Genomic DNA, 13,964 nt, shown 5'->3' with positions numbered 1-13,964 from the left:
TTAAGAGATCCAAAACTCAGCGATTTAACTTTTACCCCAAGCGACTAACGGAGATAATTTAAGATTTTATTTTATAAAAATAAATAAAATAAGTTGTCTTAGTGTCTATAACCATTGATAACAGGTGATTCCAAGGATTAATTTTTTTGGTTTTATGAAATATGAAAATAAAAAAAATTTGTCAGTTATCGCACAAATCGCCACTAAATTTCAGGTCTAGTTATTTCCTTAAGGGACAGGCTAGCCCCATAACTATAACGCCACTCTATACCGCGATGGTGGGCCTCATCTTCATATTTACGCCGGGTAAATCACATGGCCAGACAGTCCCTCTTGGATCGGCATGGGATTTCGCAATTATAAGCAGTCAAGGACTTACAAACTCGGGACTGACTACTGTCGACGGAGACGTTGCATTAAGCCCTTTGCAAACCATTACCGGTTTTAATGGCTACGGCACGGGTGGACTTGGTGTGATTGATGGAACTGTAAATTTTAATGACACCAGAGCTCAGAATGCACAGAGCGATGCATTGACTGCTTATAATACTCTGGCTGGAAAAAGCTACCTGGAGTCCAACAATCTTTCTGCCAACAGTGATCTCGGTGGCATCACACTTACCCCCGGCGTATACCATTTTGATTCTTCCGCCTCGATTACAGGAACACTCACCCTAGATACTCTCGGGGATCCTGATGCGGTATTCATTTTTCAAGTAGGTAGTACTCTGACCACAGCAATAGGCTCGAACGTGAATGTTATTGGAGCCGGCGGAAATGTTTATTGGCAGGTCGGCAGCTCGGCTACGATCAATGCCGACTCTAATTTCAAAGGAAATATTATAGCACTGACTAGTGTCAGCTTCGGCACGGGCGCCAACCTTACTGACGGTAGGGCCGTCGCGCTCAACGGAGCTGTCACACTGCTGTCCAACAGTCTTTCCACACCTCCGGAAATTATGGCCGCACCCGGTCAGTATTGGAACGGAAATACCAACGATCTTTGGACGGAAGAAAACTGGTCTGCCAGCGGTGGTGGGGTCGATGATACGCCCCCTGATGTGGTTTTCAATGGCACTGAAGGTGCGGATACCGTTCTAGGCGCGGATCTGGAGATCTCGAGCCTTACCGTAAATGACACTGGCGCAGTTACAATCGGTGGAGACAATACACTTACAATTTCGTCCAACGGCCGGATTACCGGTATCAATATCAATCCCGGTGCAGGACTCGTCACCATTGACAGCGACCTTGTGCTGGGAAATCTCTCACAAGTAGTGGACGTGGAAAACGCGGATGGTCTAGTGATCAATGGCACCATAGGTGGTTCCAACGGACTTACTAAAACCGGCACCGGTCGTCTTACCATCACCGGGGACTCAACTTACACGGATGCCACAGTCGTCAGCGGCGGCACCTTGCAGATCGGAGACGGAGCCACCGCCGGATCATCAATTGCCTCTTCAGACTCTGTTCTGGTTAGCAACGCCATCGGAGAAATGTCCGTCCTAGCCATCAATCTCGCCAGCGGCGAAGAATTCGGAAATAGCGTTACGAACAATGGAAGAGTCGAGTGGATCGCCAGCGGAGCCAACAGTCAGGCGCCTACTAGCGTATTCAGCGGAGAGGGCACTATGCTTGTTTCCGGAGCGGGAGTTACGTCACTCTCAGGAGCCAATACTTTTACCGGAGGCACCACCATCAACACTAGGGGTAGCGTATTAGCTGGCACTCCAGCAGGGAACAATTCATCCGCCTTCGGGACCGGCCCTCTCAATATTGTTAATGGCAGAATTGATACGGTGAATTCCGCTCCATTAACCATCTCTACTGGCGATTTTAACCAATCAGGTGGATTGCTCAATCTGTTTGTGGATGGAACTGCTCCCGGCACTTTTACCAACTTTCAGGTAGACGGGAACGTGAACCTCAGTGGAGGCACAGTATCCCTCTACAATGAAGCCGGAACCTATATCCCGCAAAGCGGGGATGTCCAAAGCTTCATCCAGGGAGACTCTCTCACAGGCATGTTCGCATCGAACCTGCCTTCCTCGTCGCTTTTTAATCCGATTCTAAACAGGACGGTCAACTATGCCCAAGGGAGCACTCTGCTTTATCCGACCATCACATATGATGGTAACAGCGCCAGCATACTCTGGATTCAAGACTCATTTGCCTTCAGCTCTGAACTTACGCAAAATCAGGCATCCGTTGCCGCCGCGCTTAACAACAGTAGTGGTCCTCTCGTTGATTTCCTCCTCGCCGCACCCGTCGGAAATCTGGCTGGTATTTTCGATCGCATCGCACCGGATGAAATGACTTCCATGTTTCAGATGGGCATCCAAGCCAGCGAAATTCAGAACTCAAATATCATTCTTCACCTCCAGCAAGCACGTCAATCAGCACGAACCATCGGCGCCACAACTTACAAAGCGGCGGACACAACCGATGCGAAGAGCGGCCTTACCGGAGGCTCCGCTGATTCAAAAGGAGGCCTCATTGGCGGATCGGCGGATTCGAAGGGCGGTCTCGCTGGAGGCTCTGCCCTCTTCGAGAAAAGCAACCGCTGGAGCGTCTTTGTCGAGGCAACCCATGGCTCGGCGAGCCTTGATTCCACTGCGAATGCAAGTGGCTATGATCTGGATTCGGATGGCGTCACCATCGGTGCCGACATGCGTGTAAACAACCGCTTGATCGTAGGTGTTCTCGGTGCGTATGACGATCGCAACGCAAACCTATCCAACGCTGGTAGCATAGACTCCAACGGATACCGTGGCGCTGTCTTTGCCACTTATTTCCAGGACAACTTCTTCGTCGATGCCCTCGTTGGCGCTGGCACCAGTTCATACGATACCCGGAGAGCAGCGCTCGGTGGATTCGCATCGGGTGAAACAGATGGTTGGGAACTTAGTAGCCTTCTTAACGCTGGTTATAACATCAACCGCGGTGCATGGACCCTAACGCCTCACGCCTCCATCGCATACACCAGGGTTGCTCTCGATTCCTTCACAGAAACGGGATCTCTATCCCCGCTCAGCTATCCGGACCAAGATCAAGATTCCCTTCGTTCCGAACTGGGAGTAAACCTCTCCTACGGTATGAAAGTCGGTGGTATCGTCCTCACTCCACAGGTCAACCTCGCATGGCAGCATGAATATCTGGATGATTCCTACACGATCAACTCCTCCTTTGCCGGTGGCTCCACTGGCCCGGGATTCATCACCAACGGTTCGCAAAATGATCGTGACCGCGCTATTTACGGAATCGGCTTGGCTGCACAAATTACCCCGGACTTGAGCGTTTATGCCTACTACAGCGATCAGGTAGGTTCCTCGGATTATCAATCCAGCTTCACAACTATCGGCCTGAAGTATTACTTCTAGGTAAAAATAAAACGACAGGATATTTCCGTTGATTGGCCGTCTTTCCTCCGGGGAAGGCGGTTTTTTAATCTCTATTTTAGAGAGCATTCTGCATGCTGACAGACGTCGGAGAACTTCTAATCAGACGTCATCGCCAGTCCGGCGATGTGTCCGCCGGTCCAGGCTGCCTGGAAGTTGAAGCCGCCGGTGATGCCGTCGATATCGAGGCATTCTCCCGCAAAGTACAGCCCGGGGACTTTTTTGCTCTCCATCGTGCGGAAGTCGATTTCCTTGAGCTTTACGCCGCCGCAGGTGACGAATTCGTCTTTGTTGGTCGTCTTGCCTTGGACCTTGAAGCGGGAATCGGTGAGTTGATTTACCAGGCCGGTTTCGCGGTCCTTCGGTAGCTGGGACCATTGGGTATCCGGTGGGATTTCCGCTGCCTGGAGCAGGCTTTCCCAGAGGCGGCGGGGGATTCCCTCCGGGGTTCTGGTTTTTACGAGGGATTTCCCGGAAGCGCTTCTCTGGGAGGCGAATTGATCGCGGAGTTGGTTCTGGGAGGTGTTGCCCAGCCAGTTGATGGAGATTTCCAGGTGATAGGAGTTTTGCTCGAATTTCCGGGCCTCCCATGCGGAGAGGCGGAGGATGGCCGGGCCGCTAAGGCCACGGTGAGTGATAAGGACTGGGCCGACCTGAGCGGGACTTTTCGGAATGGTTTTGACGCTGGCGTTCTGGACGGAGAGCCCCGCTAACCCCTCGATGCGGGAGTCTTTGATGTTGAAAGAAAAGAGGGAAGGGACGAGTGGCTCTATGGTGTGGCCGAGTGATTCGATGGATCTGGTGATAGGGGAGGCCTTGAGTGAGCCGGAGGTGATGCAGACTTTATCGGCGATGGCCGTGGTTTCATCGCTGAGGGTGAGCTGGAAGGTATCTTCCTCCAATCGGGTGAGGTCGTTGAGGCCGGTTCCGGTCCTGACGATGACTCCGGCGGTCCGGGCGGCTTTGAGAAAGCAGTCGATAATGGTCTGGGAGCTATCGGTATCGGGAAACATGCGTCCATCGGCCTCGGTTTTGAGGGTGACTCCGCGTTGGGCAAACCATGCGATGGTATCCTGTGGCTGGAAGCGGTGGAAGGCGCCGCGCAGTTCCCGGGAACCCCGGGGGTAGCGCTTGGATAGCTCTGCTGGATCGAAGCAGGAGTGCGTGACGTTGCAACGGCCTCCGCCGGAAATTTTTACCTTCGAGAGGAGCTGTTTGCCGCGCTCGTAGATGGTGACCTGTGAGTCCGGATCCGCCTCGGCGGCAGTGATGGCGGAGAAGAAACCGGCGGCGCCTCCGCCAATGATGGCGACGCGTCGTTTTTCAGGAGAAGACATGCGTGAGTGAATTTTCGTAGGTGGCTTGGAGGTCCTGCTGGCTGGCGCGGGCGCGGGCCATGACGCGGAGGGCGAACATGGTGGACATGAGAAACGGGGCGAGGGATTCGACCGATTTCCCGTCCGAAAGCTCTCCGGTGGTTTGTGCCTGCTGGAGGGTATCGCGGAAAAGGTTTTTTGTGTTCTCCAGATGTGATTTGGCGAGATTACCGATTTCCTGGTCCAGATTGGCGACTTCGAGCAGGATGTTCACGAGGAGGCAGCCTCTTGGGGCGGGTTCGTTGCTCTCCAGAGAGACTTTCTGGAAAAGCTCGCAGAAGGTCTCCCGTTTCGGCGTGGGGGCGAGCAGGAGCTCTTTGAGTTTCTCGAAATTCTCACAGCCGTATTTATCGATACAGGCGAGGAGAAGCTCTTTTTTCGAGCCGAAGGTGGCATAGATACTACCGGGGCGCAGGTTCATGGATTCCGCAAGATCACTCATAGAGGTGGAGGCGTAGCCTTTCTGCCAGAAGGTCTCCAAGGCCTGCTGTAGTGCTATTTCTTCGATGAATTGTTTCGGTCGGGACATGTGCGAGTGAACAAAGGTAGGGTTTTTGAGCGATTATTCAAAAATAATTTTTGACGGGGTAGGTTTGCCGGTTATTTTCCTGAGTTCGTTCAAAAGCGAATCATTCAACGACCAAACAAACATTTATGTCAGATACAAAAATTTCAGCACTAGACCTTACAAAAGAAGTTCCACGCAGCCCGCGTTCAAAAGTGGGTGGCTACGTGGTAGCAGGCCGCACGCTCGACAAATGCCGCGCTGAGGTTGCCGGTACAGCGGGTGAATATCACTTCAACTGCCCGCTCGATACAGTCTTCCTCGAGTTCGCGGGAATCTCCCCGGATGCGTTCAAGGAATTCGTGGCAACAGGCGCGGATGACGATGCGGTTGCCGCATGGATCAAGGAGAATGGCTCCGGCAAATCCGAGGAAGAGATCATTCTCTGGAACAATAGCCTGCGCTACAAGCGGATCAGTGAGATGGAAGTGAAGCTTCAGGTATTCCTTGAAGACTATATCGACGAATTCATCCCGGAGGGTAAACAGGTTTACTACTGGTTCGATGTATATGATATCGAGGAAGGCCGCATCTAATCAGGATTTCCTTTTTTGATCAAAGACGTCTCCGGGTTCACTCCCGGAGGCGTTTTTTGCTACCCGGGTGTGGGGTGGGCCAAGTTGTTTTCTCAACCTGATCCCTGAAACAGAAATCATGGAAACATTCCAAACCTGAAAGGATGAACCCTATTTGGTGATCTTGAAATACCAGTATAGCATAGGCCTCACCTTTCTTTATCTGCTATCCGCAGCGTTTTCCTGTTTTGCAATTTTCCGCCCGACGATCAGCGCACCGCCATCCGAAGCATCGTAAATGTGGATTACATGATAATGATCGAACGCAATTGGGAAGCTCATTGATAGACCTGCCCTCGTCATTCCTGTAGAGCCCGTTCCTTCGTCCTCCTCGTTTGCACTATACGGAACGGTGACCTCCCCGTGCCAACGATATTTTGCGTTGGTATCAGTAATAGAGATCGCGACAACCTTTCCATCCATTGACTCAAGCGATGTAATTATTTCCTCCATGGAAAGCGTGAACGGGGCAGCCCTTTCCGGACGATTCAGATACCAGATGGCTGCTAGCAATGCGATCCCGGCGAGACAGATGAGAGGCTTATAGAATTTCATATATCTTCCAGAATTTCATGAGAATGGCGCAGATGAACCAGTTGTCCGATCCAACTAAAATAGGATATCGGCGACCTCATCGGATAAAGCTTTGTAGTGTTCGTCCGACATCTCTTTGCCTTCCGCATCGAGGCTTCTGACTACACCGTTCTCCTCAGAAGGGAAAATTATTTGGTTTATTAGTTCACCGTCAAATGAACGTCTCTCGATTGTATGGCCTCGTTCGTCCAGCCAGGTCCAATGCTCCGTGAACCAAGGATAAGCAATTCCCTTGTATGCGAGAGACATTATAGGCTTCCCGCTACGGAAAGTTGTAATCACGCGGCCTCTTACGGTCTTATCCGCATTCATCACGATTCGTTCGATGCAACCTGTGTCGGCATCGATTTTCCATATTCTGTTCAGCGTTATACCTCCGTGATCATTCTGACTCTCCGAGACCCTTGTATCGCCCTCCTTGAGCGGAACGAATTCGGAATCAGCAACACAGAAATTGCCAAATACCAGCATGGCTAGGATTGCTAGATATAGTGGAGTTTTCATTTTCGTCTGGTGTTATATATTGCGGGACATCTGAAGTCTGGAGAAAAGGGGAGGGAGCATCCAGAGCGGGGCGAACCAGCGATATTAGCCACCGGTAGAATTACAAGCGCGAGTGCCCGGGAAGATTTCATTTTCTGATAAAGTATTTGGTGTATGCCGGCGCCGGTGAAAGCCCGAACTCAATCAGACAATGTGCTCTACTCCGTCGCTGCCGGGTTGTGATTCCTCTTTTTCCTGGATCGCGGAATACGCCTAAACAAGGGAGTGAGCCACTTATCGAACCATAGCGATGCCACCAAGAAGCAGGTCAGAAATTCGATTAGCCAGATCCGGATGAACAGATATGTCGCCTTGAATGCGCCTTTATCGTGAGAGGTGATGTTAACCCCGATTCGATAATCACGCGTGGCGGGAGGGGAGGAAATAGCTTCGGAAGGGAAAGAGAAATTTCCACTCCATTCCGGTAGTTTCAGTATCCTGTGGTGGGACTTCAGAGCCTCTTCACGTGCGCCAAATAGCAACGTCCCTTTCTCATTCACCGTCTGAACATACCTTTGGGTTACAATCTCTTTGTTTTCATCCAAATGTTTCCTGTTGATCGAGATGAAAGCTTCCCCGCTCAACCAATGAATCGCCGCTATACTCAAGCCTATCTGAAAAATCAATATGGTGGCTACAATGCGGATCATCTAACGAGCACCGTATAGATACCGCGCCACCGGAGAAAAGATTCGAATTTGATCAAACGGATTCCTCTGTGCCGCCGGTTGCGACTTTTTTTGTTTCCCTTCGCTGTTTCAAAATGAACTTAACCAACTCCCAAGCCTGTATGCTAAAAAGTATGAACAAAACGAAGGCATCCAGCCCATCAAGCGGCGATTTTGAGATGGCGATCACTACCACCAGGAGTGCCCCCATAATGCCTATCGGTCGTGCACCATGGAATCTATCCCTGATGCCTAGAACTGCCACTCCTACGAGGGAAAAAAGCCATATCCCATCCACAATCCATGCCTCGCTGCTCTTATGACTTCCGTGCGCCAAATGTCCGCAGTTACAAAAATGCCTGCTCGAGCAATAAAACGCTCCGATACATGCGATGGCGGTGAAGGTTATTAGCTCCAATCGATGCTTTAAGCCTTGGGTCATTATTTTTAGCGAAGAATCGAAGGAAATGGCCGTCCTTCCTAAAGTTCGGAGTCAATCAGTTGGCCACCTCGGCACTGGGGTGAAACTTAATTGCAGTTAGACGGACGGTATGAAGATACCATCTACGGCTTCTTGATTGGTTTCCCAGTTGCATCTAGGGCGACAACCTTTGCCGTTAGTAGAGTCCTGTTCTCGCCCTCGCCGGTAGAGCAAATTACAGTGGGCCTATCGAATGGAACTTTTCCATTAAAAGCAGCTTCTTCACTCTCAAATGCTGCGAATGCAGCCGATGAATCCAGTGGCTTTGGTATCCTGCGCTTGAACTGGCTTTCTCCAGCAATCTTCACTCCATCTTCGAATGCTACCGTAGTAAATTTCACAACTATGCCGCATAACACATTCTCACCCGAGACATTGGGAACCTCGCCGAGCAATTGAATGGTTGCGGTCTTGTCAGGTATCACAACGGCATGGAAAAATGGCATTAAACCATTCTCTATCGTCACTCTGGATCTGGACTCATCGGAAAGGTCTGATAACCACTTCGGATCCATACCATCGTAGGTGAATTCCACGCGATATTGAATTGGCTTTGCGGCGAGAGCAGTTCCAACGAGGCATAAAAATGTAGCGATGGCTTTGATAAGTTTCATAGAATCTTCATTTCTATAGATTTAGCGTCGGATGCCAAGATTAGTTCGGTATCTTCATCTCGGTGCGCTTTATTTCTTTATCAGGGCTTCTTTTTGAGCTCAGCACGTCGCCCAGTCGTGGGGTCAAAATAATGCTTACGGTCATCTTCAAGGATTACCTCGAGAAGCCCGGTCTTGGTAACCCCTGAGATGTAACCCCAACTGTAGTGTGAAACTGTGCGTTGGAGGACCTTCTTATCCGGAATCAATTCATCAACCGTGACGGTTCTGACTAGCTCTCCATCCTTCCAGAACGTCAGCAACACGTCACTACCCTTGTAATTCAGTGGAAGGAGATTCAGTCCGCCATAGGCAGTAATAAAGTGTCGCCCATCGTCACAAAGAAATGCCATTCGATACCAGTCAGGTAGCGTCCAGAGTACCTTCGACGATGACAAATCTATGATCTGGTACCCTTTTGCGGGTCGGATACTACTTCGAATCCATTATTCGCGCTCTGGATAGTATGGGTAGAGGGCGGTGGTAGTGGTGAATCCGCAAGAGCAGGAACTGCGAATGCGAAGGCTAGCATGATAAATATCTTCATCTTATTTGTAGAACGTTATATGTGTCGAAAGTGCGCTACGATTCGCTCGGAAAGCGGGGCTTGTGATCGGTGACGCTTTTCGAAGAACTCAATTGGTCGACTATCCATTCCGTCTTCATATCGTGAATATTGGATAGAGATACTAGGCTCGCTCGACTGTCCATTCCACTGGTTTGGGATCTGACGATGGGAGTGTGTCGAAAGCATGCACGAACTGCGCTAGGAAAACCATGCCAGGAATGGAGAGCGCGAACTTGAAACGATGCATTCTCTCTGACGCACGTATATGCACTGGCGGAGGGCGCGCAGGACTCCGAATTGATTTACAGGCTTATCGCCGCCCATAGTTGCGGCTTGCTCGCCTTCAGTTGACGTTGCCGATCCGGAAATTTCGAAGCGCATTTTGTTGTGGTTCAATACCATCGGTTTCTTCCCGTCGTAGATTATTGGAACGGTCGTTATACGGTGATCATTATCCTCAAAGGTCACCACATAAATGTCTCCGTATTCTGTGGATGTTATAAAGTGCCATCGAATCGATTGACTTCCTGCTCCCTGCTCATCCTTCCCCAATCCACTTCGAAAAACCCATTCTCCCTCAGTCGGCTTGGTCTGACGTTGTCTATTCTCGATGACTTTACCTCCACCTTTCCAACCAGGGCCGGACACATGAAAGAAAGCTCCGGGATGTGAAAACAAGCTAGAGCCAGGAAGTTCGGGTTCAGATGCGCTCAGGTATGAAGACAACATTCCAAGCATCAATAGCATTCTTAATGTATTCATTTGAATAGAGATTCTTTTACTAAACTTGATAGGATATCCACGCCGGTGTAAACTTTAAATCTAATCAGCGAGATGGTTTGGCATCGGCCCTTCGCCTTGTTGGCCTTTCGTCATTCCTTGAAAGTATAAACGACTTTCGTTCCGTTATCCTCTTCAATATTCGCGACCGTCTGGACCCAATATTCATTCTCGGTGTCCTTGACTGGAATACCCCAAGCTCCACCCATAGCTCCAAGAGAAAAGACTTCTCCTTTCTTGAAATGGCTCTGTAAATTTAGAATCGCCTGGTGGTAAGTGTCTTTCGTATACAGCGGTGCGTCTATTTTGGAGTAGTAATGTTCATTGTGCCTCAACCGCAGAGTCACTTCTGGTTGTTGTTGCTGACTATCTTCGACGATACGCTGAAATGTCATGGTATAACGATCTGGCTGACTCTCTTCGAAAGAGACGATCTTGATTTTATATGACATGCCTCCAGCAATCACTGCGGTGCAAGATGTGAGGATTAGGGCTAGAACAGTGAGTAAATTCATTTCTTTGGATAATGTTTCGGGTTTCAAAAATTCGGTATCAGTCGCTCAAAAGGCGGCGTGGGCGAACGGTATGGTTGCAAACTGTTTTAGTCCGACATCTTTGTTCCTAAACCTAATCTATATGCCGCCTTTCTCGCCTTTATCAAAAAGTTGCATGAAAATCCTGGCCGTTGGCGCCGCCGGGGGAAAGCTCAGAATTAATCAGATAGATTCTTCGGAGCCACCATCTCCGACTTGTTCTCCCTTTTTTGCGGTTCTTTGATACTATCGAGAAACACTGCCATCTCGCTGGTATATTTGGGAACAAAAAGGAATTCTGTGGAGAATCGCGGCTTCTCGCCTTCCGACAAGAATGCAAATCTTAAATCTCCTTGAGCCGACTCGTGTGCTCGCATGATAAATTTTTCCCTGTCTTCCTTATTGGTAGGCAAGCTATCGGTCGCAAAGGTCACTTCGATCTTATCTCCAATTTTCAAGTCGCCCTTGAGGCTTCTGACGACGGTCGCTCTATGAACTACTGTAGCAAATGGCGGGCGAATATCCTCAAGATCGGTTGCGACAATACACAGCAGAATTACCTGTTGTGCTTCGCCGAAGTAATATCTGAGACCGTCATCGTCGCCAAGAAATGACCACTTCGGTTCCTCTCCATCTTCATTCGCCAAACAAACTGCGGATATACAAGTAAAGATGACGGCTATAAGTAGATTTTTCATTTTCTTATCTGACATTGTAGGAATGGCGGCGCCGGGGTGAAGACCAGATTTAATTAGACGGCGGGTTTGGCAACGGCGGCTTGTTTTCCTACTTGGTTCGGTTTGGAGGCCAGTTCTTAAATGCCCATGGAAGGCCGATGGTTGAGAGGTAGAGTGCAATCGGAGTGCACAGCAATATCGCTGCAGCCAGCATTAAGTCTGCCTCGGTTGCATCGCCAATAGGAGACATTGGAAAGCCATCTTGGGGATTCTTGGGCGGCTCAAAGCCCATGACCCTCGCAATTCCTGTCGCAAATACCGCTAGACTTGCCAAGCTATAGGCGCACCAGAGCGGGATATATAGCCTCGAAGACTTGCGACAAAAGTACAGCGGAATTAGTGCAATTCCGATAATTATAAGGAAAAGTATCAAGTACACGGAAGTAGCCTAATGTGTTGGTAAATTCTTTAGGGAAAAGTTATAGTAATGGCGTCGCCGGTGTGAAGCCCCAAATTAATCAGAAGGCTTTCTCGCCGTCGCCATCTCCGACTCGTTCTGCTTGTTGTTTCTGGCACTGTGCTTCTCTTAAGCCCAGAATCTCCACCATGGCTTTTTGGAGCTGTTCTCTTCCCATTCGCTGGAATCGTTTCGAATCCACTTCTTGTTTACACCATCGAGGCTCAGCTCAGATCCTGTCTTGTGATCGACGAATTCGACCAAGGCAGGTGCGAACCAGAATGATTGTGCCAATTCATCGAAATGAACGTTCAGAGCGTAGTCATTCGGACAATCGCCGACCACCTCAACTCCTGTCACTGAAGGCGTAGTCTCTCCGTAGACACTACCGACTCTTCCACTAAGCGTCTTTAAATCAGTTTCGCTCGAGGGTAGAATTCGCACCGTATCTCCAAAGCTAGGTTTCATTTCTTTGTACGAAGTTATAGGATCGGCGTCGCCCGTGTTAACTCCCAATCTAATCTGACGGCTTCCTCGGAGTCGCCATTTTAGATTTGTTCTGTCTTCTTTTTCGATTAGGCGCGTAGTGATCAAGAGCTTCGTCGAATCGTCCCGGGAACGGCAAGCCTGGAACTTCGCCAGATTCTACGACAACGTCTGGCTCTAGCGAAATGAAGTGCGAAATCAGCCTAAAAAAGGCATCAACGGAATCAGGCGACCATTCACTCCCCATTCGGTAATCGATATCGACACCATCGGGGGAAACGAAAAGGCCAAGCGTGGGAAGTTCTACATTGCGCCAGCTCAAACAAGCGAAGCAACAATGAAACGTAGAAACCCTTCCTGAAATGACTAGACCGACTGGATCTGCGACTTCGGACAGACTCAGATTCCGTTCACTAATGTTGTCATAAATTGTCGCATCGGGCGTCGCAATCATGCCCGAGTTGAAGAAATGGGTCGCAATCGAACGGAGCCCGTCACCTGAAAGGTTACTTAAGTCGATACTCGGCAGGGAGCCATCGTCGTCAGTAAAGTTGAACTTTGAAATCTGCCAGCCTGGATTCATGGAATTTCTTGATAGAACGCCATAGGACAGCCGCGCCGCGGTCAACTCCCGAATTTAATAAGACGCGGAGTTCGGCGTCGCCATCTCCGCATTGTTCTGCCCCTTCGTTTTATTCAGTTGGCAGCGCCGCCAGGTGCCTGAGAGTCAATCAGTTCGGTCACGGCGGTGAGAGTGCCATCTGCGGCAATTTTCTCAGCTATTGAGTCCTTACTCATCCATTCAACGTTAAAACCTTTAAGTTCATCCTTCTCCGTCGCCTCGGTCACTGACATCTGTAAATTTGGATGCTCTGGTGGGAAATATACCCATCCGCCCGCTGACCATTTACATCTAAATCCGCCAACGTTAATGGTTCGTTTGTTCGATCTCTCATCTGTGGTGAATGTCCCTTCCTGAACCTCTTCAAACTTATCGGGCTCATGGTCAAAAGTATTCGTGTTTTGATACAATATCCACGAATAGTCGGACGAAGGAGAAGACTTATCAGGTAAGGGATGGTTCTTCTCCAGCTTCAATGCTAAAATAGACCTTTCGTTCTTAAGTAGTAGGTATCTACCAAATGGGGATCTGACTCCACTAGTTCCGTAACCAACCGCGCTCGATCTCCAGCTTCTGAGCCATCCCGACTGCAGTTCGCTCTTGCTCGGTTGGAGAGGTTCTTCCACACAGAAGCCTGTCGCGATGATGGTGGTGACCAATATGGTTGCTACGACACTTGTTTTCATTTTTGGTATTTTCTTTGCAAAAATAGTATTTTGGTTCAGCTGCAAAGCTAGCTTTGGATATAACTAATCTTTGAGTGACCTAGAGAAATATAGGTATATGACCATCTCTCTGCGGGCTTTGTGAGACGTCCCTATTACAGTGCAGGGAGGATGTTTGTTTTGATGGTTTGCGAGGGAGGATTCTAGTAAGTGCTCCCGCCGCCGGGAATTTCGGGGGTTTGTAGGTGGCTAGTAGGCGCTCGGGGAGGGGGGCTGTGAGTGTGATACTCCCCGTGTTTTCTGCGGAAATTAGGACAGTG

At 49.6% G+C, this 13,964-nt stretch carries 16 protein-coding genes; 2 read left to right on the top strand and 14 right to left on the bottom strand.

The window, feature by feature from the left end; translation table 11 throughout:
* Positions 1 to 161 precede the first annotated feature (161 nt).
* Entirely contained in the window at positions 162 to 3,383 is a 3,222-nt protein-coding gene (locus tag AAGA79_RS09580; protein ID WP_411825574.1) for an autotransporter domain-containing protein, read from the top strand.
* A gap of 116 nt (positions 3,384 to 3,499) precedes the next feature.
* On the opposite strand, the gene AAGA79_RS09575 is transcribed toward AAGA79_RS09580, so the two are convergent.
* Positions 3,500 to 4,738 (bottom strand): NAD(P)/FAD-dependent oxidoreductase, encoded by a 1,239-nt coding sequence (locus AAGA79_RS09575; protein WP_411825573.1) that lies wholly within the window; start codon positions 4,736 to 4,738, stop codon positions 3,500 to 3,502.
* Positions 4,725 to 5,306: a TetR/AcrR family transcriptional regulator gene (locus AAGA79_RS09570; protein WP_411825572.1), complete on the bottom strand. Its 582-nt coding sequence runs from the start codon at positions 5,304 to 5,306 to the stop codon at positions 4,725 to 4,727. The genes AAGA79_RS09575 and AAGA79_RS09570 overlap by 14 nt, the downstream gene beginning before the upstream one ends.
* A gap of 125 nt (positions 5,307 to 5,431) precedes the next feature.
* On the opposite strand from AAGA79_RS09570, the gene AAGA79_RS09565 reads away from it, so the two are divergent.
* Complete coding sequence (locus AAGA79_RS09565) at positions 5,432 to 5,878, top strand: DUF5069 domain-containing protein (protein ID WP_411825571.1); 447 nt, start codon at positions 5,432 to 5,434, stop codon at positions 5,876 to 5,878.
* 198 nt (positions 5,879 to 6,076) lie between these two features.
* On the opposite strand, the gene AAGA79_RS09560 is transcribed toward AAGA79_RS09565, so the two are convergent.
* The 12 genes from AAGA79_RS09560 to AAGA79_RS09505 form a co-directional block, all read right to left on the bottom strand.
* Complete coding sequence (locus AAGA79_RS09560; protein WP_411825570.1) at positions 6,077 to 6,472, bottom strand: hypothetical protein; 396 nt, start codon at positions 6,470 to 6,472, stop codon at positions 6,077 to 6,079.
* A gap of 54 nt (positions 6,473 to 6,526) precedes the next feature.
* Positions 6,527 to 7,015: a hypothetical protein gene (locus tag AAGA79_RS09555; RefSeq protein WP_411825569.1), complete on the bottom strand. Its 489-nt coding sequence runs from the start codon at positions 7,013 to 7,015 to the stop codon at positions 6,527 to 6,529.
* A gap of 197 nt (positions 7,016 to 7,212) precedes the next feature.
* On the bottom strand, positions 7,213 to 7,704 hold the full coding sequence (locus AAGA79_RS09550; protein WP_411825568.1) for a hypothetical protein: 492 nt from the start codon (positions 7,702 to 7,704) through the stop codon (positions 7,213 to 7,215).
* A 52-nt stretch (positions 7,705 to 7,756) separates the two neighbouring features.
* Positions 7,757 to 8,164 carry a hypothetical protein gene (locus tag AAGA79_RS09545; RefSeq protein WP_411825567.1) on the bottom strand — a complete coding sequence of 136 codons (408 nt, stop codon included), beginning with the start codon at positions 8,162 to 8,164 and terminating at the stop codon, positions 7,757 to 7,759.
* A 122-nt stretch (positions 8,165 to 8,286) separates the two neighbouring features.
* On the bottom strand, positions 8,287 to 8,817 hold the full coding sequence (locus AAGA79_RS09540; RefSeq protein WP_411825566.1) for a hypothetical protein: 531 nt from the start codon (positions 8,815 to 8,817) through the stop codon (positions 8,287 to 8,289).
* 80 nt (positions 8,818 to 8,897) lie between these two features.
* Complete coding sequence (locus tag AAGA79_RS09535) at positions 8,898 to 9,209, bottom strand: hypothetical protein (protein WP_411825565.1); 312 nt, start codon at positions 9,207 to 9,209, stop codon at positions 8,898 to 8,900.
* A 413-nt stretch (positions 9,210 to 9,622) separates the two neighbouring features.
* Positions 9,623 to 10,186, bottom strand: a complete 564-nt coding sequence (locus tag AAGA79_RS09530) for a hypothetical protein (RefSeq protein ID WP_411825564.1) — start codon at positions 10,184 to 10,186, stop codon at positions 9,623 to 9,625.
* Positions 10,187 to 10,296: 110 nt separating this feature from the next.
* Entirely contained in the window at positions 10,297 to 10,719 is a 423-nt protein-coding gene (locus AAGA79_RS09525; protein ID WP_411825563.1) for a hypothetical protein, read from the bottom strand.
* Between the two features lie 197 nt (positions 10,720 to 10,916).
* Positions 10,917 to 11,435: a hypothetical protein gene (locus AAGA79_RS09520; RefSeq protein ID WP_411825562.1), complete on the bottom strand. Its 519-nt coding sequence runs from the start codon at positions 11,433 to 11,435 to the stop codon at positions 10,917 to 10,919.
* A gap of 565 nt (positions 11,436 to 12,000) precedes the next feature.
* The gene (locus AAGA79_RS09515; protein WP_411825561.1) at positions 12,001 to 12,339 is read right to left on the bottom strand and encodes a hypothetical protein; all 339 of its coding nucleotides are present in this window, start codon (positions 12,337 to 12,339) and stop codon (positions 12,001 to 12,003) included.
* 49 nt (positions 12,340 to 12,388) lie between these two features.
* Entirely contained in the window at positions 12,389 to 12,940 is a 552-nt protein-coding gene (locus AAGA79_RS09510; protein ID WP_411825560.1) for a hypothetical protein, read from the bottom strand.
* A 113-nt stretch (positions 12,941 to 13,053) separates the two neighbouring features.
* Entirely contained in the window at positions 13,054 to 13,665 is a 612-nt protein-coding gene (locus tag AAGA79_RS09505; RefSeq protein WP_411825559.1) for a hypothetical protein, read from the bottom strand.
* Positions 13,666 to 13,964: the final 299 nt, after the last annotated feature.

The sequence above is a fragment of the Luteolibacter sp. AS25 genome, from assembly GCF_046736275.1.
Lineage (GTDB): Bacteria > Verrucomicrobiota > Verrucomicrobiia > Verrucomicrobiales > Akkermansiaceae > Luteolibacter.
This window is presented reverse-complemented; position numbering and strand designations above follow the sequence as displayed.